The organism is Chryseobacterium sp. OV279, from assembly GCF_900128945.1.
Classification (GTDB): Bacteria; Bacteroidota; Bacteroidia; order Flavobacteriales; family Weeksellaceae; genus Chryseobacterium.
The window spans coordinates 260,032-281,502 of record NZ_FQUD01000006.1 but is presented as its reverse complement, the minus strand read 5'-3'; the positions used below and the strand labels follow the sequence as shown (position 1 = coordinate 281,502).

The window sequence follows — 21,471 nt, the reverse complement described above, 5'->3', positions numbered from 1 at the left end:
CCAGACTTAAAGTCTGATATCTGAAATCTATCTTCTGATATCTTATATACCTTCTTTAGGGTGGTTTTAGCGGTGGGGCTCACCTGTTCCCATTCCGAACACAGAAGTTAAGCCCACCAGCGCCGATGGTACTGCGAAAGCGGGAGAGTAGGCCGCCGCCAGTTTTTATTAAAAAGTCTCATACAGCAATGTGTGAGACTTTTTTGTTTTATACCTATATCAACCAATATCCAAACCATATCTATACCAACTACCTTGGCAATAAGCAATAAGCAATAAGCAATAAGCAATAAGCAATAAGCAATAAGCACGTCGTTGTGATCCATGTGATCATTTATAATCTATACCTTATAGCTAAACACGATTCCAATACCATCCATCCTGGTTGAATCCTCCCGAACCCTTAGACTAACAGTTCCCAATACACTGATTCTATATTTACCCTATTATATTCAATAGGAGCGGGCTTTAGCCCGCTTACCACTAACCATTGCAAAAAGGCTTTAGCCAAAACCTATACTTCAGGATTTTCCATCTATTCTTTTTCACAATTAAAAGGTATCTGCTCAATCCGTTTAATTTGCGAGAGTTTATATTATCAGTTAATGATAGCCTTGGATTATTTTAACTTAAAGGATTCTATATAACCTGGTAGTAAGTGTTTCTCATATTAATCTTTACTGTGTAACTTATTATTTCAACTTGGTTAAGACATTACGGTGTCATATGAGAAGTTTTATTCAGTATAAATGGATCAAGTCTCCATAAAACAAAAAACCGCTCTAAAAAGGGCGGTTTTCTTATTCTTTCTGATTTTTCAATCTTACATAGTGTTGTCCGGACATTTGAAGTCATCACTGCAAGTTGCGCAAACTACGGTACCGTTACAGTAATACATACAGAATTCAGGTTCAGGAAGTTTAATTGCTCCTGCACCGGAGATGCTTTTTAATTGGCCTTTGTCTAGTTTTTTTAGATTTTTCATATTGTTTTAATTAAAAATTTGATAGTAAAGTAAATATAATTAAAATATTATTAACTAAAATAAAATATGGTAGGTTTTAGTATTAAATTTTATGGGACTATAAATATTAGTCAACATAAATGTGAAGTTGATGCATAAAATTTCATCATATAGTGAATAAATTAAGTTAAGTCTTTGGTTATTAACTAAAAATATTTAATTTTAGATAAATCAAAGCGATATCCGAAAAGCTTATAGAGTAGGAAACATCAAAAACAAAGAACTATGAAAAATTTAAAAAAACTTTCCCGTGTAGATCAAAAGAGAATTTCTGCCGGAAATCTAAATCCATCTTTCTGTTTTGAAGGCGAAGGACCAGGAACTGGAGGATGTTCGGCAGGACATATCTGCTCAGGGGGTAGATGTGTACCGTATGTAGATCCTGGAACTGGTGGTGGAGGCCCTGGACAAGGGGGTGATACCTATACATGTATTTGCCCATGGGGAACTGTTACGCAGACCACTCCATGTCCGGAGTTTTATTGTATAACTGGATAATTTTAAAATGTAATGAAACCTGAAGATAAAAGAGAGAGTTATAAGAACAATTTTAAACAGCTTTACAGCTATTTTGATGGTTGGGATGTCTAAAATTAAAATAACCGTTAGAATATAGCTTTTCAACCTGTTTTAACGGTTTCCGATGTCTTCAGTAATTAATACAAACTATAACTATGAAGAATCTAAAGAAAATTGATCGAAAAGATCTGAAAGAGATTAGTGGAGGATCAAGAAATTGTTTTGAAATAAGAGATACTTTCGAAGATCCCTGTGCAGAACTGAATAGTATGGGAACAGGATGCTACCGTTTTAACAGCTGTAGTCTTTCATGTGAGAGAATGTCTTGCGGGCTTGGTTTTTAACCTGCTTCCACGATAAAAAATGAAAGTCAATAATTAATCTGAAGGTATCAACATCAGGCTGATAACCAAAATACAGATCAATTATTGACTTTTTTATGTTACTTTTTGATAAGTCCTAATTCAATAAGTCTTTCATGTAAAAATTCTCCCGCCGTTGTATCTTCATATAACTTAGGATTGTTTTCGTCAACACAGTTTTCAAGAGCATTTAGCGACATTCCGCTTACGGGATGCATAAAGAACGGGATTGAGTACCTTGAAGTCCCCCATAATTCTCTAGGCGGGTTAACCACTCTATGAATCGTAGATTTCAATTTGTTGTTGGTATGTCTTGACAGCATATCTCCGACGTTGATCACCAATTCATCCGGTTCTGCGATAGCATCGATCCAGTCTCCATTGTGGTTCTGAACCTGTAAGCCTTTCCCCTGAGATCCCATTAAAAGGGTAATCAGGTTAATGTCACCGTGAGCAGCAGCTCTTACTGCGTCATCTGGTTCCTGAGTGATGGGTGGATAGTGGATAGGTCTCAAAATAGAATTTCCTTCTGCGATTTTATCATCAAAATAAAATTCATCCAGACCAAGATAGATAGCCAAAGCTCTTAATACAGACTGGCCTGTTTTTTCAAGCATCTGGTAGGCTTCTTTTCCTACTTCATTGAATTTTGGAAGTTCATCAACGATGACGTTGTCCGGATACTCTGATTTGTACTTTGAATCATCAGATACATACTGTCCGAAATGCCAAAATTCTTTTAAATCACCTTTTTTGAAACCTTTGGCGGTTTCTTTACCGAATCCTACGTAACCTCTCTGGCCACCGATTCCTGGAATTTCATACTTCTGCTTCGTTTCTACAGGCTGGTCAAAAAAGTTTTTAACCTCTCCATAGAGTTCATCTACTAGTTTGTCATCAAGAAAATGGCCTTTTAAGGCTACAAAACCAATTTCTTCATAAGCTTTTCCGATTTCATTTACAAATTTCTGTTTGCGTTCCGGGTTGTCCGAAAGGAAATCACGCAGGTCTACACTAGGTATTTTATCCATTTTTAGAAATTTACGAATTACAAAATTACATTTTTTTTGATTGAAATGATTTTAAAATAGGTATTTATCCGTTAAATTTGCTGTATGAAAAAATATTCTTCTAAGAGAAGTATTCAGATACTTGCCCATCTTCTTCAGCAGTACGGAATTTCAGATGTCATCATTTCCCCGGGATCCAGAAATGCACCTCTGGCGATTCATCTTTCAGAAATTGATGCCTTCAACTGTTATAGTATTGTAGATGAAAGAAGCGCAGCTTTTGTAGGAATAGGAATGGCTATAAGTGAGAAAAAACCTGTGGCGATAACTTGTACAAGCGGTTCTGCCGTGGCCAATTATTATCCTGCGGTGACTGAAGCTTTTTACCAGAATGTTCCGCTTTTGATCCTGACGGCCGACAGACCTACAGATTTTGTAGATATTTTTGACGGGCAGACCATCAGACAGAAAGATATTTTTCATCAGCATTCTTACGGTGACTTCCAGCTAATAGAAGACAGTAAGGAGAATGCAGAAGACATTAATTTTGACATCATTAAAAAAGCAATCGAGCTCTGTTTTGAAAAGCAGGGACCGGTGCATATTAATATTCCTTTAGAAGAACCACTGTACGACTTGGTTTCAGAACTTCCTTCTTTCCCGACTGTTGAAAAAACGATCAGACATAAGGAATACGAGATTCCGTCTAACTTAATTGCAGACTGGCATACTTCGCAAAGAATTATGCTTTTGGTCGGAACCAGAGACTACAGTCCGGAACTGGAAAATCAATTGACACAACTGGTGAAAAACCATTCTGTGGTCGTATTGAGTGAAGCCAATTCCAATCTGTATCATGAAAAGTTTTTCAGACATATCGACCGTTATATCTTTAATTTTACAGAGGAAGATTACAAGACCTATGCTCCGGATCTTCTGATCACTGTAGGGCAGAACGTCGTTTCCAAAAAAGTAAAACAGTTTCTGAGAAATGCACGCCCGAAACAGCACTGGCATCTGGATGAAGTATGGCAGCCGGATACCTATTTTTCTCTGACGGAGAAGATCGAGGTGAAGCCCGAAGTTTTCTTTTCCAAACTCTTGAAGTTCATCAATCTTGAACCGAGACCTTATTTTAATCTTTGGGATGTTTTAAGGGATAAAAAAGATGCGAAACACGAATTGTTCCTGAATAAAGCTGAGTTTTCAGATTTTTATTTCTTTAATAAAGCTTCGCAAACCATTCCTGAAAACTATAATATCCATTTCAGTAATTCATCAGCGATCAGATATGCACAGCTGTTTGATTTCGGAAAGAGGAAAATCTATTGTAACAGAGGAACCAGCGGGATAGATGGCTCAACCTCTACGGCGATGGGCTTTGCTATTAAGAATGCGAATCCAACGTTGCTTATCACCGGAGATTTAGGTTTTTTCTATGATATCAACGGACTTTGGAACCAATATATTCCGCCATTTGTAAGAATCATCATTTTCAATAATGGGGAAGGGAATATCTTTAAGATCATTCCGGGACCTGGAAATGCCAATCCAAATACGCTGGATGAATTTATTGCGACCAAACACCGCAAACATGCTGAACATTTAGCCAAACATTTCGGATTCTCTTACATCAAAGTGGAAGACGAACCTACATTGGACAGAGTTCTTGAGAATTTCTTCAAGCCTGATCTGCAGCCGAAAATCCTGGAAGTAAATACTTACGGGAAAAACAGCGCAGATGTTCAGAAGGCCTACTTCGAATTCATGAAAGGAAATTAAAGATCCAGATATTCTTCATTCCCCGGCAGATTGTTAATTCTGTCGATCGGGTAAATAAACATATCATCAAAATCATTCAGGGCATTAATCAGTTGGAAATGAGAAAACTGCTTAATGTTCTGAAGGGTGATTTCCGTTTCTTTTATCTTCTTGTTTTTCAACAGGTTCTGTCTCTGTACTCCGTTCAGAAGATAGGTATTCGGCGTGAACCAATCCTTACCTTTAAGGAAAAGAATGTTGGAAAAAGAGGTATCGGTAATATGATTGTTTTTGACAATAATGATTTCCTCCGCTTTAGATTTCATCTTCATCTTTTCCAGTTCCTTACGGTCCTCAAATTTAAAAGAATAGTCGAAGCTGTTGTTTTCCACCAGCTGGAAGCTCTGTATTTCAGGAATGGCGTACGGAATCATCTGGGTACGGATTCTTTTATCAAGATCATAGGAAAGTCTCAGCTTAAACAAGCCGTCTTCGTCATGTTCAAGGTTTTTGAAGATCTTCCCCAGATCAATAGACCCTTCCTTTCCGAAATGGGCAAATGTCTGGTTGACACGTTTTTGATGTAGATCTAAAAGGAAAATCTCCTTATCTTCTACTTTTATGCTTTCAATGAATTGGGACATAGATTTTATTTTTCATTTCCTGATATTCGTCTTCTAACCTGCTCATGTGTGTTATACCACCGCCACTTTTGAAATAAAGTTGATCTCCCTCTTTTTCAATAAAGCGTATCATGACGCAACTGTCCAGGTTTTCACCATCAAACCAGCCACATACTCCGGTATAATATCCTCTGTCGTATCCTTCTGCTTCTAAGATTATTTCCAGCGTTTTAGGCTTTGGAGCCCCAAGAATAGATCCGGCGGGAAGCAGTTTTTTCATGATACTTCCGATTTTTCCTGCAAATTCAGGTTTTACCGTTCCCGAAATTTCAGAACTCATCGCATACAGGTCTTTCTGCTGCGTTCTGATGAGATCTATATGCTGGAACTGATCCACTTTCACATCGTTGGCCACCATACTGAGATCGTTTCTCAAAAGATCAACGACTGTATAATGCTCTGCCTTTTCTTTTTTATCGTTTTTCAAAACTTCGGCCGCATTTTCCAAGGACGCATCAATAGTGCCTTTCATTGGATACGTTAAAATTTTGCCGTCTATAATCTTTACAAAAGTTTCAGGAGAAAAAAATACAAAAAAATCTTTAGAATACACTTTGTACTTCGCAATTGAATGATAAAAAATTTCATCAAGGCTTAAATTCGTCTGAATTTCTGTTTTTCGGGTATAATTGGTAAGATAAGAATTTCCGAGGCGAATATTTTTCTGAACTTTGTCAAATCCATATTTAAAACTTTCCAGAGATTCAGGAAGCGGTTTCCATTCAATCTTTTTGTTAAGACCGTACGCCTGTTGTGAGTTCGAAAAGCTTTGAAAATCAATCAACAAACCTGATTTACTAATTTCATTTTCTTTATATACCTGTACATTTTCCGCAAGGAAATCGATCATGAAAAAGAACGGTACCTTCTGAAGGGAAAGTTCGTCCATTTCCAGAAATTTTTGATGATTCATTGAAAACATCCTGCAAAAATAATTAATGATGATTACTTTTGTGTAAAATTTTTTTGATGCAGAGTAAATATCCACAGAAACCGGGAATAGATTTTATATTGAAGCAGGCTTTTTTCTATTGGAACAAGACACTTTTCTTTCAGTTAGTATTTTCAATCTTTTATTTTGGAATTTTTTTCACCGTGCTTTTCTTCTTTGATGGGAGGTATGGAATTTTAGGACAATATGCAGAAGCTGCAAAATATGCAAAAGACGGCTTGGAAGCCTATTCTGCACAGGTTGTAAAAATGCAGTCCACGCCAGGATTTCAGTATTTCTCGTGGGCAATTATGGGGACTTCTATCTTCCTGTATCCATTAAATATTGGTTTTTTCCAGATATATAAGAAAATTGACCTGAATGAAAAGCTGGAATTGGGAGATCTTCTTGTAGGCTACAATGGATTTAATTTCTTCAAATACATCGGTTATTATATTTTCTGGTCGTTTGTTTATGTGTACACCCTTCAGACGATCATTCTCGCTATTGTCTGGGTTTTTGTCACAGTCTTCGTGGCTCCGCTTATGTTTTTTAACAATAAAAGGATTTTTGAAGCTATTTCATTGAGTGTGCAGGCCTTGAGAAGATATTTTATGGAGATATTGGTATGCACTATCGTGGCTGTTTTCTTTAAATATATAGGTTTCACCTTATTTTTTATTGGAGGTCTGTTTACATTTCCTTTCTGGAACGCTATGATTTATTCTTTGTATAAAACAGTTTTCTCTGAAAAAAGCTAAATTTTAAAAAGGTTTAATATGTTTTTCTGCCAAAAAAAGTTAATTTTGGTAAAAATCATTAAATATTAAACTATGTCAGAATTTAACGAATTTGACCAACAGGGGTCCGTTCCAAACAGAGATACGGGATCCATCATTTCGCATTCCTTTGAAATGTTTAAAGGAGTTTTCCTTTACGGAATCGTAGCGATGGTAATTTACATGATAGCAGGTTTTGCGATCCAGTTTCTTACCGGGTTCAATTCTGCTTCCATGATGGAGGAAATGAAAGATGCCGGCGGAGATTACTCTAACTTCAGCTACTGGAATGTTCCGGGGTTTTCATTGTATCTTTCCTTATCAGGTCTATTGGGGCTTTTGCTGGCTCCTTTGTATGTAGGTTTGATCTACATTGTTAATAAATACAATACCAAAAGCCAGATCGATTTTGCTGATCTATTCATTGGATACAAGCAGAATTTTGTGAATATTCTGATCTATGCAGTTATTTCAGGGATTATTTCCACTGTTGCGATGTCATTGTGTTTCTTCCCTATTATTTTTGTTTATCCATTTCTTTTATTGGGTTATCCCATCTTATTATTTGAAAATGCATCAGCAACTGAAGCTTTAGGAAAGTCTTTCAATATTGCAAAAGAAAATTATGGAACGTTTCTTGGTGTGACAGTATTGGGAGCACTAATCTCCTTTGCAGGAATTATTCTGTGTGGTATCGGTATTCTTGTAACCGCTCCATTCATGATGATTGTGATGTATTCTGCATACTGTGCTTTTTTAGGAAAGCCAAGACAGATTGAATTTAAAAAATAATTATAAATGATAAATAAGGATAAACAGATAAGCAGCGTTGCGATAAAACAGGTCGCCCTGCTGGCCATCATTTTGGTTTTGGCCGGGTTAATCTGCTTTAACCTTTCGCTATTCATACCGTCGGTACTTGGGGCCATCACGATTTATGTGGTCTGCAGAAGATATAATTTCTACCTGCAGGAACAGAGAAAGTGGAAACCCTGGCTTGCAGTGCTTGTGCTGATGCTGGCGAGTCTTGTCATCCTTATTCTTCCTATCTATTTTATTGCGGACCTTCTGATCGAGAAATTAGGAAATGCCCAGGCGTATATGGCCAAATTCAATGTGTTTCTGGATAAAATTCATTCCTATGTTTACTCAAAGACAAATTTCGATTTTCTGAGCAAAGAAAATATGGATAAACTAAAGAGTTCTGCCGGAAGAGTTTCCACATCAGCGCTAAGCGGGACATTCAATACCCTTACGGTGGTGATGTCTATGTATTTTATTCTTTATTTTATGCTGGCCAGTCCGAGACTGTTTGAGAGAATTCTGAGTTCATCTGCACCTTTGAAAAGAGCGAATATCTCTTTGATCGGCGAAAAACTTAGAAAACTGATTATGGCCAATGCCATCGGGATTCCTGTAGTAGCATTAGGGCAGGGGATTGTAGCACTTATAGGGTACTTCATCTTTGGAGCACCCAGCGCGGTTCTTCTTTTTGCTTTAACGGCGGCTGCTTCCATGGTCCCGGTTGTAGGAGCGGCTATTGTTTATGTGCCGGTCTGTATCTTTATGATTGCGGAAGGGAATACAGGACAGGGACTTGGTCTTGCGGCTTACTGTTTGATCGTTGTAGGTCTTACAGATAATCTGCTTCGTTTTACGCTCCTGAAAAAGCTGGAAAATATCCATCCGCTGAATACCGTATTCGGAATTATCATGGGGATGAACTTATTTGGTTTTATGGGACTTATTTTCGGACCCATCCTTATTTCGTTTACCTTACTGCTTATTCAGGTGTACAGAAATGAATTTTCAGATGAAGATACACCGCCAGATCTTGAACTGCCGGATAAAGATAATGATCAGGGAAATAAAGTTAATTTAATTGTATAAAGTGGAAGGAGTCAATTCAGAAATATTAAAAGAGATCTGCATCATGAAGATGCCTTTCGGAAAATACAAGGGAACAGTGCTTGCTGACCTTCCTGTCAGCTATCTTGAATGGTTTAACAGGAAAGGAATGCCTCCAGGGAAACTGGGAATGCAGCTTGCTACGGTTTATGAAATTAAACTGAATGGGCTGATGGAGCTTCTGATTCCGATCAGGGCATCTTTAAGATAGACACTGAGTTTTTCCGAAGATTGATATAAGTTTCGGGGCGGCATCGCAGATGCCGCCCCGAAACTATTTTATAAATAAATTATTCTCTTAAGGCAGCAATCTCATCTCTCAGCTTGGCTGCTTTTATAAAGTCAAGATTTTTAGCTGCGGCTTCCATTTCTTTTTGCTTAACACCGATCATTTTTTCAATGTCTGCATCTCCATAGTTAGCTTTGGTTTCGGCTGCTTTCTGAAGGATTTCTTTTTGGGTATATTTCGGATCAGGGAAATCCTTGCTTCTTCCCACAAGATTTTCAGAGATCTTTTTATTTAGAGCGGTAGGAACCTTATTATTGTCTGTGTTATATTTGATTTGCTTTTCACGACGGTAGTTTGTTTCGTCTATCGTCGCCTGCATAGATTTTGTCATTTTATCAGCATATAAAATAGCTTTCCCGTTAAGGTTTCTCGCAGCACGACCCACCGTCTGAATCATTGATCTTCTGCTTCTGAGCATTCCTTCTTTATCTGCATCTAATATGGCTACCAAAGAAACTTCAGGTAAATCCAGACCTTCTCTCAATAAATTGACCCCAATCAATACGTCGAAAAGACCCACACGCAGATCATGCATAATCTGGATACGCTCCAGTGTTTCTACATCCGAGTGGATATATCTCGTCCTTATCCCGAACTTCATAAAATATTTGGTCAGCTCCTCAGCCATTTTTTTCGTTAGAGTCGTTACCAGAACCCGTTCGTCTAGATCTGCTCTTTTTCGGATCTCTTCCATCAAATCATCGATCTGGTTTAAGCTGGGTCTCACCTCAATGACAGGATCCAGAAGACCTGTCGGACGGATAATCTGTTCTATATACTCTCCGCCGGTTTTCTCCAGTTCATAATCAGCTGGCGTTGCAGAAACATAAATGACCTGATTTTGAATAGATTCATATTCTTCAAATTTCAATGGTCTGTTATCCATTGCAGCAGGAAGTCGGAATCCATATTCTACCAAAGCTTCTTTTCGGCTTCTATCGCCACCATACATCGCATGTACCTGAGGGACTGTAACATGGCTTTCATCAATAATCATCAAATAATCTTTCGGAAAATAATCCAATAAACAGAACGGTCTTGAGCCGGGAAGTCTGCCGTCTAAGTAACGTGAATAATTTTCAATTCCGGAGCAATATCCCAGCTCTTTGATCATTTCCAGATCAAGCTCGGTTCTTTCTTGTAATCTCTTAGCTTCCAAAGGTTTTCCTATTTCGCTAAAGAAATCTACCTGCTTTACCATGTCATCCTGAATATTTTTTATGGCGCCGTTCAATGTTTCTTTTGACGTAACGAAAAGGTTAGCAGGATAGATCTGAATTTGGTCAAAATTAGCCGTTACATTTCCCGAAACCGGATCAAAACTCTGAATTTTTTCAATCTCATCACCATAAAACTGAATCCTGACCGCATTATCTGCATAGGCAGGAAATACATCTATCACATCTCCCTTTACCCGGAATGTACCTCTTTGAAAGTCACTTAAGGTTCTTGAATACAAAGCATTAACTAAAGAGTGAAGAAAAGCGGTTCTCGTTACCTTCTCTCCGGTAGAAATTGATATCAATGACTTGTGAAACTCTGCAGGGTTTCCTACCCCATAAATACAGGATACGGAGGCAACAATTAAAACGTCCCGTCTTCCGGACAGTAAACTTGCAATGGCGGAAAGACGCAGTTTCTCAACCTCTTCGTTGATGCTCAGATCTTTTTCGATATAGGTTCCGGTGGTGGCAATGTATGCTTCCGGTTGGTAATAGTCGTAATAACTTACAAAATATTCTACGGCATTATCAGGAAAAAATTCTTTAAATTCCATGAAAAGCTGTGCGGCCAATGTCTTGTTGTGAGCCATGACAATCGTTGGTCTTTGCACATTTTGCACAAGATTGGCAACGGTAAAAGTTTTCCCGGACCCTGTTACACCCAGCAGGGTTTGATACTTCTCACCAATTTCTATTCCTTTGGTAAGTTTTTCAATAGCTTGTGGCTGGTCGCCGGTAGGTTTATATTCTGATTGAAGATTAAAGTTCATAGGAAATGATGTATACAACAAAAATACGAAAGAAATTTTTAGCCTTCATAAAGTATTTGAAGATGAATATTTTGTTAGTAAAATTTTCACCTTTTTGGAATGTATACAAAATAAAAAGAGCGCTGAAATAGTAGCGCTCTTATGAATTGATTTTACTGAAAAGTCATGGTTGCCGGCAGTTTGTAGATGGAGGCTACTGCTTTTCCGTCTTTAGTGGCGGGCTTCCATACCGTTTCATTGTTGATGAGCTCGGCGGTCTTTATGATTTCGTTGGTAAACACCTCATTATTTCCTGATCCTGTTACCTTTGTTCCTTTTCCGTTTTCGTCAATGTGAATGTAAACCGTTGAGCTGAGTGTTCCATTTTTAGAACTGAACAGACTGGTGTCTACTGTTATACCTATTTTTTTTCTTAAAGCGGCTTTTCCACCCGGATATTCTGCTTCAGTAGTATTTTGGTTGATGTTGGTGTTGATATTTGTGTTTTTACCTTCATTGTTATCTGTCTGAGTTGTTTCTTTAAGAGGAATAGCATCTGTAATCTCTTTGATACTTTCCTTTTTAATTCCCATGGCCGTATGAGGTTTTTCTTCCTTCTTTTTCTCGAAATAATCATGAGTCATTAAACTCACCTGATAAGGCTGAGGATTTTTTGCTGTTCTTGCATTCTTACCAACTCCACTGATAATAATACTGGCAAAGTCAGATGTTTTGTAGTTGTTCAGGCTGCTGTTATCTATCTTTTTAGAATCAATCCACACCGCATAATTGCTTTTATCCAGGAATGATTTCAGTTCATTTTCAGTAGGAACTCTTTTTATTAAGTCAGGAGTTTTGAAGAATGTGATTTTCTGTTCCCCTTTTTGTACATCGGTCAGTTGTGGGTAAAGCTCTTCCAGTCTTTTCTTATCACTTTCAGAGATCTTTTTAGAGAATTCTGCATATTTTCCACTGTTTAAAAGATCGGAATATTTACTTAAAATACTCCTGAACTCCTTATAAGGATCCGTTGTCGATGAATGGCCTGTTGATATACTGCTTACTTTTTGAGTTTCTGTTGCCAAAACAGGCTCAATAACATACGTTCGTTCTGCAAATAAAGCTGCAGCTGCAACAAGGGCTGTAAGGCCGGCTGCTTTTTTCAATACAATGAATTTTGATTTTTTTGCGGTCATCATAATAAATCGTTTTTTGGTGTTGTTAAAATTAAATGAATGGGTTAGGTGCAAACTTTGTCCGGCTATAATCTCCTCAAGGATTAAGCTTTGATAGTCTTTTACGTTGTATCTGCTTTTCAGAACAGCTTCATCTGCCAGAAATTCATGGTTGGTCATAATTGCTTTTTTATAAAGAAATAAAACCGGATTGAACCATGTAAAAATCTTTAAGAGATCCATTAAGATAAGATCGATACTGTGCTTCTGATCCAGATGACTCTTCTCATGAAGAAAGATTCTAGGATCGATTGTATTATCTTTTATATAATCTTCGCCTAAATAAATCGTATTCCAAAAGCTGAAAGGCGCAAGATTTTCTTTCGTTATGATCACCCTGTGATTCTGATACATATGTTTTTCCCCTTGCAATTTTTTAACAGCCCGGATGGACAGGATACTTTTTATCAGGAAGAAGAGTGTGACAGCTCCGTAGACCATCCATAATACATTCATCCAGTCAAAACTTGCCTGCACAGGTTGAGTGTATATGATCTGCTGGGCCGTTTCTTCAAAGATGATCTCAGGCTTATTCTCAGGTCTTGGCTGCTGTACTGTGATTGTTATAAACGGAATCACGTAAGAAAGAACCAGGGAAGACAGTAAGTAGAACCTGTTGAACCGATACATCTTCTCCCTTTCCAAAAAGAGATAATAAACAGCAATGAATACGGAAGAACACAGAATGATTTTTAGAATAATGGTCAGCATTTTTATTCTTTTATCTGTTCGTCTATAATATCACGGAGTTCTTTCAGCTGCTTTTGACTGAATTTTGCATTGGAAGTAAAAAACGAAGCGAACTGAGTCACTGAGCTGTTGAAAAAACGGTCAATCATGGAGGTCATTTCCTCGTTGAAATATTCCCCTTTTTCTACTTTCGGATAGTATTCACGGGAATTTCCATACAGTTTGTATCCTACCAGATCTTTGTTCTGCATTCTTTTCAGCAGCGTGGCGATGGTAGTTGCGGCAGGTTTAGGTTCCGGATAGGCATCAAGAATATCTTTCATGAAAGTGTGTTTCTTTTCCCAAAGGATTTCCATAAGATTTTTCTCGGAACCGGTTAATTTTATATCTTTCATTCTACAATGTTGTAATTTGTTCTACAAATGTAGAATAAAAATTTATACTCACAAATTTTTATGGCATTATTTTTCTATTTATCTTTTAACCACTAATCACAACTCTATGAAATTCAATCATTTTTATGTACCGGCGCTCAGTGTGTTTTTGTTTTTATCTTCGTGTAATAAGAACAGTGCCAGCGCCCAGAAGACAGGAAACGACGGCAGTGTGGAAACTGAGAAACCGAATACTGACTACCAACCGGCTTTTAAAGGACAGACCAGAATTAAAGCCGTAAAAACTACAGCTGCCTATAAAGTGGAAGTCCTCAATAAAGATCTCGGAAGACCTTGGGGAATCATCAACCTTCCGGACGGCAAGTTTCTGATAACCGATAAAAACGGTCATATGAACGTCGTTTCTACAGATGGAAAACAGGTTTCTAAAATCGAAGGATTTCCAAAAGTAGATGCAAAAGGACAGGGCGGAATGCTGGATGTAGCTCTTGATCCCGACTTTAAATTAAACAGTATCATTTATTTCAGCTTTTCAGAGCCATTTGGAGAAGGAAATCTGACTTCGGTAGCCAAAGGAAAACTTTCAGCAGACCTGAAAAATATTTCAGAAGTAAAAGTTATTTTCCGTGCAGAGCCTTCCTATGACGGAGATAAGCATTATGGAAGCAGGCTGGTTTTTGACAAGGACGGAAACTTATTTGTAAGTACCGGCGAAAGATCAGACAAGGAAACCCGGGTTTACGCTCAGAAAACAGATAATTATTTAGGTAAAATATTGAAAATTACCAAAGACGGAAAACCGGCTCCCGGAAATCCTTTCATTGGGAAACAGGGATATAAACCTGAAATCTATGCATACGGGATAAGAAGTCCACAGGGATTGGCTATAGATCCGAACGGAACACTTTGGGACGTGGAAATGGGACCAAGAGGCGGAGATGAAATCAATCTGATACAGCCCGGAAAGAATTACGGTTGGGGAGATGTAACCTATGGAATTGAATATTCCGGAGCCAAAGTAGGAAGCGGAATCACTCAAAAAGCAGGAACAGAACAGCCTGTTTATTACTGGGACCCTGTAATTTCTCCAAGTGGAGTCACTTTTTACACAGGAAACGTAGAAGAATGGAAAGGAAACCTAATCATTGGATGTCTGAGTGGAGAGCACATTAACAGAATCGTGATGAAGGATAATAAAGTAGTAGGTGAGGAACGTCTTCTTGCTGATCAGAAGGAACGTTTCAGAGATGTTCTGGATGGAATGGATGGTAATCTTTACGCTGTAACCGATAGTGGAAAACTGTATAAGATTTCTAAAAAATAAAAAAAATCTCCAGATATATTTCTGGAGATTTTTAATACTATTTATTTAAAACTTAAAGTTTAGTCTTGCGAAAGCCTGTCTTCCCGCAAAGCCCATCTGCACCGGATCAAAAATCCCTCCGGACTCTGTGTTGCCGTCTACATGAGCTTTTTGCAGAGTCGGGTAACGGTTAAATAAGTTTTTACTTCCAATAGTTAGATTGAAACTCTTAGAAAACTCGTAACCGAAAGAGATATCGGTAGTTACTTTTGCGCCATAAAGTTGGTAGTCATCTGCACCTCCATAACCTATCAGTTTTACTTTGTCAAATCTGACTAACTGAAGATTGGCATTGAACTTATCAATTTTATAGTTTAAATTCAGATTGATTTTTGTTTTCGGAGCCGAAGCTAAGATAAATGCTCTTTCTCTTGGGCTCAGATAGACCTCTTCTTTTCCTTGCAGTTTATCAGATGTATTGACTTTGGTAATCTCCATTTCATTATAGTTTCCGGCTAAAGTAGCGGTCAGTCTTCCCGAACCAATATTTTCATTGTAGCTTAAAATAACATCTACTCCCTTCGTTCTGGTGTCAATAGCATTGGTGAAGAACTGCGCCTGATCGATATGGTTTTCAGCCAGAATTCCGCCTATCGCATCATCGTCCTGTGAAAAGTTACCGGTCAGTACAATTCTGTCTTTTACTTTGATGTAATAGCCATCTATAGTTGCGGTAAATTTTCCGGTATTAAAAGTAAATCCGGCACTTCCGTTTAAAGAGGTTTCCTGTTTTAGCTGTGGAATTCCCACAGTTTTTGCCAGATCGCTGTCATTGGAAGCCAATTGAATAGTCACCAGATTTCCTCCCTGGAAGTTGGTAAACTGAAGGCTGTAATATTTCTGTGCTAGGGATGGTGCTCTGAATCCCGTTGAAACCGAACCCCTGAAAGCAAACTGGGGTGTGAAAGCATATCGTGTGGCAAATTTCCCATTCAGTGTACTGCCGAAATCACTGTAGTTTTCAAACCTTCCGGCTACACTGATCATCCATTTTTTAGTGATGTCAAGCTCTGTGTCTACATAAGCGGCAAAATTATTCCTGTTTTTATCGACTGCCTGCGAATAACCTGGGAAACCCTGTGAGCCGCCTGGACGCACATCTCCCGAAATCGGATTAGTAACGAGCAAACCTTGAGGCGTATTGGGCGTTACAATATTTCCATTGATATCATACATCGCGTAAGACGCTTCTTCTCCTTTAATGATTTCAAACTGTTCATACCTGAATTCAGATCCGAAGGCCACGTTTAATCCTTCCAGTACTTTAAACGGTTTGGAAGCATTAAATCCTGTTGTATTCTGCAGAAGAGAGTGACCTCCGGCATTAAAACCTCTCGGTGATTGTATTCCTAAAGTAGCATTGATGGTATTGTCAATGTCATAAGTAAATCTATTGCTCCCGAAAGCATTGTAAAAATCTACATCCCAGTCAGCAACTTTAAATTTAAGTCCATTGTCAAAAGTAAAATCTGTAATGCTGGTGTTCTGCATCGGGTTGAATCCATTTGGGTAAACTTCCGGAATGTTTCCGTCTGCATCTGCTGATCTTGTCCACGCATAAGCATTGGTCTTTCTGTGAGAAAATCCTTGACGGGAATAAAACTTCAAACCGTCAGATAATGGAAGTTCTACGTTTCCGAAGAAATAAATATTCTGGGACTTCGCATCTCCGAACTTTTCTCTTGGAGACGAATATTTTTCCGGGTTGGCATTTCGTATGGTGCGTTCTTTATTGACAAATTCCACCGTGAAATTTCCAAAGCCTCCTTTGTTCCCGATTTTCGTTCCCAGGTTTCCATTGAAATTGAAGGTGGTTCCGTCTATTTTACGCTCAGATACGACATCTTTATCTCCCGGGCTTTTAAACAGGTTCATTCCGTAAAAAGCATTCCCTTCAAAGCCATGATTCCGATCATTAAGAATAACGTTGATGACCCCGGCAATCGCATCAGAGCCATATTGAGCCGAAGCTCCGTCGCGGAGAACTTCAATTCTTTTTATCGCACCGATGGGGATTGTGTTCATGTCTGATCCGGTATTTCCCCGGCCTTTTGTCCCGAAGAGATTGATCAGTGAAGATTGATGGTATCTTTTTCCATTGAGTAAAAGAAGTGTCTGATCCGGTCCAAGTCCACGAAGAGTGGCGGGATCTACCGCATCAGCTCCATCTGACCCCGACTGTTTATTGGAGTTAAATGAAGGTGCGCTGAACTGAAGAAGTTGGTTTACCTCTATCTGCCCCGTTGACTGGCTTACTTGCTTAATGTCAATAACGTCAACAGGAACAGGAGTGTTGGTAACGGTTCTTTTTTTATTCCGGCTTCCGGTAACGGAAATCTCGTCTATTCTGGATTCTTTGGAAATAGTATCATTGGTGTTTTGCGAATAAAACATCGATACAGACCCTAAAAAAAGAACACTTGTGTATATTATTTTCATATTTCATATCGGATTTGGTGATTGTTTCAAAAATATTGAAATTTATTCTCAAATCAATGTGAAAATGAAGTATTGTGTATGAATTATTTAAATGAACGTTGATTTTGTTTAATTTAAGAAAAATATTAATTATTTAATTGAAAATAAAGAATTTTATTAACCTTAAAAGCTTTTAATAATTCGATCGAGACCTTCTTCCAAAATTTCCTGAGAAGTGGAAAAACAAATCCGGATATGACCTTCCGCCCCTTTTCCAAACCATCGTTCGGAACCGGGAACAACGGCTACTTTTCCGTGCTGCAGGACATGTTGGGTGAATTCATCACTGGTCAGATTGTTTTTGATCTTAGGAAACAGGACAAAAGTGGCTTCCGGTAAGTTCGGGCTTAAAATCTCTGAACGTTTCAGAATATCGAAGGCGAGATTTCTATTGCTCTGCAAATGACTCAGAAATTCTTTGTACCATGGCTTTGCTCTTTCCAAAGCGACACTTGCTGCAATCTGTGACAGGGTAGAAACTCCTTCTATGGTCGAATTGAAATTTGATTTCTCTGTAAAATCATCCAAAATATCCTGATCATTACACAAAACAGCCCCGATTCTCAAGCCTGCAATTCCAAATGATTTCGAAAAGCCATACACCGTAAAACTTTTCTTCTTCGCCTCCTCCGAAACGGATGAATAGGTGTGGAAATCTTTATTGTCGTAAATAATATCACTCCATATTTCATCACTCATCACCCAAAGATCATGGGCCGAAGCAATTTCAGAAATCTTTTTCAGGACTTCTTTCGAATATACTTTCCCTAATGGATTGTGCGGATTGCAAATGCTGATCAGTTTGGTTTTCGGATTGATCAGCTGAACCATTTTCTCGAAATCAATAGCTCCTGTTGTGTGATCTACAGGACATAATTTCACCGTTCCGCCGGCTGCTTCCACGGATCTTTTGAACAGAAAATCTACGGGATCTAAAATAATGGCTTCATCTCCCGGTTTTAAAACATAGGATGCAATCAGGAACATTCCCTGAGCCGCACTGTTGATGGCAAGGATATTTTCGGGTGAAAAACTGCCGTGCTTATCTGTATTAAAATGTTCTGCCACATTTTTTTTGAACTCAGGAAGCCCTGAAAAAGGTCCATAGCTGAGGTAGCCGTCTTTGATGTATTCTATGATTCCCTGCTCGATTTCCGGAGCGGTCCTGAAGTCGGGATCTGCTGCCGTAAGCGGGATAATGCCTTCTTCTATAGCTGCCCATCTTCCGTTGTAGGCTTTTCTTTTTAATGCGTCAAAATTGATATCGTTATTGCTAAACATGGTCTCTATTTATATGATATGGGTAAAATATTTTCGGTTTGCTGGTCAAGGGGTTTTAGAAACTGGTCCAGCAGAATTCTTCCGTTTCTGATGTGGATTTCTATTTCCGGCTTTCTTTCAGCTTCATATTTTCTGAAAGCATCAGTGATGTTTTCTTCTGATGTTAAATATTGGGTAAGGGTAAAAGAATCCTTTAATGCTGAGGTAACGCCCTGGCTTGTAAAAGGGATGAGCGGATGGGCTGCGTCACCGATGAAAACAATATTGTCTTTGTAAAAAGGATTAAGTGTTTCCAACTCATAAACCCGCCATAAATGTACGTTTTCATAATTTGATCCTTTTACAATGGAAGAAACCATGGGATCCCAGTCTTCAAAAATGTCAAACATATAATTTTTAAGGCTCTCAACAGAAGACTTTTCACTGATCTTGTATTTTTGGTTATCAAGCTGGGAGTACCATAAGACTGTATCTTCAGAAAGCTTCAGAATGCCGAATGTTAATCCTCCGTCTTCATGATGGTACTTCATAAAATTACTCTCTAAACGGGCCGCAATATCTTTGCAGTGAATGATATTGACGATTTCGTTTTCCTGAACGGTATTCATTGTTTCATCCTTGAAAATTTCTCTTCTGATACGGCTTTTGGAACCATCTGAAACAATTGCCAGGTCAGAATCAATATAAGTTCCGTCCTGCTTTTTCAGCTTTCCTTTTTGAGTCGTACAAGGAGTAACCGTTTCCTCATAGGTGATTTTTTCAGGAGGAATATTCCGGGCAAGGATGTTGATCAAAGAACTTCTTGATATAACGAAAACGTCATGAAGATCTTTTTCTGCCAGTATTTTCCCTTTGTGTGAATACCGGATGTATTTCTTTAAAAAATTACCCTGTTTGAAAAGCTCAGAAGGATCAACAATCTGTGAAAGATATTCTATTCCCTCCTTGGGAAGGAGAAAGCCGTGGCCTGTAAGATCATCTTTTTTTCTTCTCTCATAAATGTGGTAATCCAGTTGGTGTTTTTCTAAGTAATTCGCTATGCTTAAGCCGGAGATGCCGGCGCCCACGACAGCAATTTTGTTCATTTCGGAATAGTGGATTTTTTCAGTTAGTGTTTTAGCTTACATCATGTAAACTATTATTTTGATAAGTGCAAATGTAAATTAAAAACACTCATTAATTGAAAAAAATAATTGAATATGATTTAAAACTGTTTGACAATAAAACGAAACATATAAAGTTTCCTATGTTTCTGAAAAAGAGCGACTAAGATATTTTTAACCAAACTAAATACATCAAAAAACCGGGAAATAAATCCCGGTTTTGTTTTATGCTTCTTCAAGTTGTACTGTGAAATGTCGTAGTAAATCTGGTTCCCAGGTAATTTTGTATCCCTTGGAGATTTCATCACGTCTTTCATAAACGTTTTTGATTCCCGCAGCGATATAATCCATGTGATTGTTCGTGTAGGTTCTTCTTGGAATGGCAAGACGTACCAGTTCCAGTTTCGGATAACGGTTTTCTCTGGTTTCAGGATCTCTGTCGGCCAGTAAAGTCCCGATCTCTACCGTTCTGATTCCGGCTTCCTTATAGATCTCAAGTCCTAAAGTCTGTGCAGGATATTCCGCTCTGGATACATTGGGAAGGAAATTCAGAGAGTCGATGAAAACAGCATGTCCTCCGATCGGTTTCTGAACCGGAATTCCATACTCGATCAGTTTGTTTCCAAGGTATTCTACCTGAGAAATTCTGCTTTCAAGGTAAGCGAATTCTGTAGCCTCGTCAAGTCCAACCGATAATGCAGCCATATCTCTGCCGGCCATACCACCGTATGTGATGAAACCTTCGTAGATAATCGTGAAATTAGATGCTTTTCTGAAGGTTTCCTCGCTGTTTAAAGCAATAAATCCTCCGATGTTTACCAATCCGTCTTTCTTAGAACTCATCGTCATTCCGTCTCCGTATGAGAAGATTTCTTTACAGATTTCCTTGATGCTTCTGTTTTCCTGGCCTTTTTCTCTTTTTTTGATGAAATAAGCATTTTCAGCGAATCTTGCAGAGTCAAAGAAAACTGGAATTCCATAACGGTTGGAAAGTTCTCTTACCGCTTTCATATTCTCTAGAGAAACAGGCTGTCCTCCTGAAGAATTACAGGTAATGGTGATTAAGCAGAAAGGAATGTTTTCTTTTGGGTGACTTTTATAAATCTCTTCCAGTTTTTCAAGATTGATATTTCCTTTAAACGGATGAAGATCATTGATGTCAAAAGCTTCGTCGATGGTGCAGTCCACAGCATGTGCTTTTCTGAACTCGATGTGGCCTTTTGTAGTATCGAAATGAGAGTTTCCTGGAACTACATTACCTTCCTTTACCAAAACTGAGAAAAGAACGTTTTCTGCAGCTCTTCCCTGGTGAGTTGGCAATAAATATTTAAATCCGGTGATTTTTTCAACGGTATTCTGAAGCTGTTCGAAAGAACGGGATCCTGCGTAGCTTTCATCTCCGGTCATCAATGCGCCCCACTGTCTGTCGGACATAGCACCTGTTCCTGAATCGGTAAGAAGATCAATGAACACCTGTGATGATTTCAGGTTGAAAAGATTGTAATTGGCTTCTTTAAGCCACTGCTCTCTTTCCTCTCTTGTAGACTGGCGGATTTCCTCCACCATTTTGATACGGAATGGTTCCGCGTACGGTAATTTCATGCGTTAAAATATTTTTTGGATTGTTTTTAAAGAAAATTTGTTTGAAAAAATTTCAAATTCATCAATGTATATTTAAATGGAGCAGA

19 protein-coding genes and 1 rRNA gene are annotated in these 21,471 nt (G+C 38.3%); 9 read left to right on the top strand and 11 right to left on the bottom strand.

Going from position 1 to position 21,471, the window contains the following annotated elements:
* Positions 1-56 precede the first annotated feature (56 nt).
* Positions 57-164, top strand: a 5S ribosomal RNA gene (gene rrf / locus BUA72_RS23895).
* Between the two features lie 659 nt (positions 165-823).
* Here the strand turns inward: rrf and BUA72_RS24585 are convergent.
* Positions 824-985, bottom strand: a complete 162-nt coding sequence (locus tag BUA72_RS24585; RefSeq protein ID WP_165571882.1) for a bacteriocin-like protein — start codon at positions 983-985, stop codon at positions 824-826.
* Between the two features lie 264 nt (positions 986-1,249).
* Here BUA72_RS24585 and BUA72_RS23890 point away from each other — a divergent pair, with 264 nt between their 5' ends.
* Together BUA72_RS23890 and BUA72_RS24290 are read left to right on the top strand one after the other, a co-directional pair.
* A complete protein-coding gene (locus tag BUA72_RS23890; protein WP_072925792.1) occupies positions 1,250-1,522 on the top strand; it encodes a bacteriocin-like protein in 273 nt (90 codons plus the stop codon).
* A 176-nt stretch (positions 1,523-1,698) separates the two neighbouring features.
* On the top strand, positions 1,699-1,887 hold the full coding sequence (locus BUA72_RS24290) for a bacteriocin-like protein (protein WP_139259674.1): 189 nt from the start codon (positions 1,699-1,701) through the stop codon (positions 1,885-1,887).
* Between the two features lie 98 nt (positions 1,888-1,985).
* Here the strand turns inward: BUA72_RS24290 and BUA72_RS23885 are convergent, their stop codons facing one another.
* Positions 1,986-2,936 (bottom strand): isopenicillin N synthase family dioxygenase, encoded by a 951-nt coding sequence (locus BUA72_RS23885; RefSeq protein ID WP_072925790.1) that lies wholly within the window; start codon positions 2,934-2,936, stop codon positions 1,986-1,988.
* An 84-nt stretch (positions 2,937-3,020) separates the two neighbouring features.
* Between BUA72_RS23885 and menD the strand changes: the two genes are divergently transcribed.
* On the top strand, positions 3,021-4,697 hold the full coding sequence (menD, locus tag BUA72_RS23880; protein WP_047452812.1) for a 2-succinyl-5-enolpyruvyl-6-hydroxy-3-cyclohexene-1-carboxylic-acid synthase: 1,677 nt from the start codon (positions 3,021-3,023) through the stop codon (positions 4,695-4,697).
* Here the strand turns inward: menD and BUA72_RS23875 are convergent.
* Both BUA72_RS23875 and BUA72_RS23870 read right to left on the bottom strand, forming a co-directional pair.
* Positions 4,694-5,320 (bottom strand): aminotransferase class IV, encoded by a 627-nt coding sequence (locus tag BUA72_RS23875; protein WP_047452811.1) that lies wholly within the window; start codon positions 5,318-5,320, stop codon positions 4,694-4,696. The two genes, menD and BUA72_RS23875, sit on opposite strands and share 4 nt — an antisense overlap.
* Positions 5,304-6,281 (bottom strand): aminodeoxychorismate synthase component I, encoded by a 978-nt coding sequence (locus tag BUA72_RS23870; RefSeq protein WP_072925787.1) that lies wholly within the window; start codon positions 6,279-6,281, stop codon positions 5,304-5,306. The genes BUA72_RS23875 and BUA72_RS23870 overlap by 17 nt, the downstream gene beginning before the upstream one ends.
* A 47-nt stretch (positions 6,282-6,328) precedes the next feature.
* On the opposite strand from BUA72_RS23870, the gene BUA72_RS23865 reads away from it, so the two are divergent.
* From BUA72_RS23865 to BUA72_RS23850, 4 genes are all read left to right on the top strand, one after another.
* Positions 6,329-7,051 (top strand): DUF2189 domain-containing protein, encoded by a 723-nt coding sequence (locus BUA72_RS23865; protein ID WP_072925784.1) that lies wholly within the window; start codon positions 6,329-6,331, stop codon positions 7,049-7,051.
* A gap of 72 nt (positions 7,052-7,123) precedes the next feature.
* Positions 7,124-7,861, top strand: coding sequence for a beta-carotene 15,15'-monooxygenase (locus tag BUA72_RS23860; protein WP_034726827.1), 738 nt, complete (start codon positions 7,124-7,126; stop codon positions 7,859-7,861).
* A gap of 6 nt (positions 7,862-7,867) precedes the next feature.
* The gene (locus tag BUA72_RS23855) at positions 7,868-8,959 is read left to right on the top strand and encodes an AI-2E family transporter (RefSeq protein ID WP_072925783.1); all 1,092 of its coding nucleotides are present in this window, start codon (positions 7,868-7,870) and stop codon (positions 8,957-8,959) included.
* A gap of 1 nt (position 8,960) precedes the next feature.
* Positions 8,961-9,188: a DUF3820 family protein gene (locus BUA72_RS23850; RefSeq protein WP_072925780.1), complete on the top strand. Its 228-nt coding sequence runs from the start codon at positions 8,961-8,963 to the stop codon at positions 9,186-9,188.
* Between the two features lie 79 nt (positions 9,189-9,267).
* On the opposite strand, the gene uvrB is transcribed toward BUA72_RS23850, so the two are convergent.
* The 3 genes from uvrB to BUA72_RS23835 all read right to left on the bottom strand — a co-directional run bounded on the left by uvrB (position 9,268) and on the right by BUA72_RS23835 (position 13,558).
* Entirely contained in the window at positions 9,268-11,259 is a 1,992-nt protein-coding gene (uvrB, locus tag BUA72_RS23845; RefSeq protein ID WP_047452806.1) for an excinuclease ABC subunit UvrB, read from the bottom strand.
* Between the two features lie 152 nt (positions 11,260-11,411).
* The gene (locus BUA72_RS23840; RefSeq protein ID WP_072925778.1) at positions 11,412-13,184 is read right to left on the bottom strand and encodes a M56 family metallopeptidase; all 1,773 of its coding nucleotides are present in this window, start codon (positions 13,182-13,184) and stop codon (positions 11,412-11,414) included.
* A gap of 2 nt (positions 13,185-13,186) precedes the next feature.
* Positions 13,187-13,558, bottom strand: coding sequence for a BlaI/MecI/CopY family transcriptional regulator (locus BUA72_RS23835; protein ID WP_072925775.1), 372 nt, complete (start codon positions 13,556-13,558; stop codon positions 13,187-13,189).
* A gap of 106 nt (positions 13,559-13,664) precedes the next feature.
* Between BUA72_RS23835 and BUA72_RS23830 the strand changes: the two genes are divergently transcribed.
* Complete coding sequence (locus tag BUA72_RS23830) at positions 13,665-14,882, top strand: PQQ-dependent sugar dehydrogenase (RefSeq protein WP_072925772.1); 1,218 nt, start codon at positions 13,665-13,667, stop codon at positions 14,880-14,882.
* A gap of 45 nt (positions 14,883-14,927) precedes the next feature.
* Here BUA72_RS23830 and BUA72_RS23825 read toward each other — a convergent pair whose 3' ends face one another.
* The 4 genes from BUA72_RS23825 to BUA72_RS23810 form a co-directional block, all read right to left on the bottom strand.
* Positions 14,928-17,360 carry a TonB-dependent receptor plug domain-containing protein gene (locus tag BUA72_RS23825; protein WP_072925770.1) on the bottom strand — a complete coding sequence of 811 codons (2,433 nt, stop codon included), beginning with the start codon at positions 17,358-17,360 and terminating at the stop codon, positions 14,928-14,930.
* Positions 17,361-17,522: 162 nt separating this feature from the next.
* A complete protein-coding gene (locus tag BUA72_RS23820) occupies positions 17,523-18,680 on the bottom strand; it encodes a pyridoxal phosphate-dependent aminotransferase (protein ID WP_072925769.1) in 1,158 nt (385 codons plus the stop codon).
* Positions 18,681-18,685: 5 nt separating this feature from the next.
* Positions 18,686-19,765 carry an FAD-dependent monooxygenase gene (locus BUA72_RS23815; RefSeq protein ID WP_072925767.1) on the bottom strand — a complete coding sequence of 360 codons (1,080 nt, stop codon included), beginning with the start codon at positions 19,763-19,765 and terminating at the stop codon, positions 18,686-18,688.
* A gap of 243 nt (positions 19,766-20,008) precedes the next feature.
* Complete coding sequence (locus tag BUA72_RS23810; RefSeq protein WP_047452799.1) at positions 20,009-21,385, bottom strand: tryptophanase; 1,377 nt, start codon at positions 21,383-21,385, stop codon at positions 20,009-20,011.
* Positions 21,386-21,471 lie beyond the last annotated feature (86 nt).

Excerpts from the sequence above, each read along its gene's own strand:
- BUA72_RS23875 (WP_047452811.1), bottom strand. The coding sequence starts at position 5,320 with ATGTCCCAATTCATTGAAAGCATAAAAGTAGAAGATAAGGAGATTTTC.
- BUA72_RS23890 (WP_072925792.1), top strand. The coding sequence starts at position 1,250 with ATGAAAAATTTAAAAAAACTTTCCCGTGTAGATCAAAAGAGAATTTCT.
- BUA72_RS23820 (WP_072925769.1), bottom strand. The coding sequence starts at position 18,680 with ATGTTTAGCAATAACGATATCAATTTTGACGCATTAAAAAGAAAAGCC.
- BUA72_RS23885 (WP_072925790.1), bottom strand. The coding sequence starts at position 2,936 with ATGGATAAAATACCTAGTGTAGACCTGCGTGATTTCCTTTCGGACAAC.
- BUA72_RS23815 (WP_072925767.1), bottom strand. The coding sequence starts at position 19,765 with ATGAACAAAATTGCTGTCGTGGGCGCCGGCATCTCCGGCTTAAGCATA.
- BUA72_RS23865 (WP_072925784.1), top strand. The coding sequence starts at position 6,329 with ATGCAGAGTAAATATCCACAGAAACCGGGAATAGATTTTATATTGAAG.
- BUA72_RS23860 (WP_034726827.1), top strand. The coding sequence starts at position 7,124 with ATGTCAGAATTTAACGAATTTGACCAACAGGGGTCCGTTCCAAACAGA.
- menD (WP_047452812.1), top strand. The coding sequence starts at position 3,021 with ATGAAAAAATATTCTTCTAAGAGAAGTATTCAGATACTTGCCCATCTT.
- BUA72_RS23810 (WP_047452799.1), bottom strand. The coding sequence starts at position 21,385 with ATGAAATTACCGTACGCGGAACCATTCCGTATCAAAATGGTGGAGGAA.
- BUA72_RS23855 (WP_072925783.1), top strand. The coding sequence starts at position 7,868 with ATGATAAATAAGGATAAACAGATAAGCAGCGTTGCGATAAAACAGGTC.
- BUA72_RS23835 (WP_072925775.1), bottom strand. The coding sequence starts at position 13,558 with ATGAAAGATATAAAATTAACCGGTTCCGAGAAAAATCTTATGGAAATC.
- BUA72_RS23830 (WP_072925772.1), top strand. The coding sequence starts at position 13,665 with ATGAAATTCAATCATTTTTATGTACCGGCGCTCAGTGTGTTTTTGTTT.
- BUA72_RS23825 (WP_072925770.1), bottom strand. The coding sequence starts at position 17,360 with ATGAAAATAATATACACAAGTGTTCTTTTTTTAGGGTCTGTATCGATG.
- uvrB (WP_047452806.1), bottom strand. The coding sequence starts at position 11,259 with ATGAACTTTAATCTTCAATCAGAATATAAACCTACCGGCGACCAGCCA.
- BUA72_RS24585 (WP_165571882.1), bottom strand. The coding sequence starts at position 985 with ATGAAAAATCTAAAAAAACTAGACAAAGGCCAATTAAAAAGCATCTCC.
- BUA72_RS24290 (WP_139259674.1), top strand. The coding sequence starts at position 1,699 with ATGAAGAATCTAAAGAAAATTGATCGAAAAGATCTGAAAGAGATTAGT.
- BUA72_RS23840 (WP_072925778.1), bottom strand. The coding sequence starts at position 13,184 with ATGCTGACCATTATTCTAAAAATCATTCTGTGTTCTTCCGTATTCATT.
- BUA72_RS23870 (WP_072925787.1), bottom strand. The coding sequence starts at position 6,281 with ATGTTTTCAATGAATCATCAAAAATTTCTGGAAATGGACGAACTTTCC.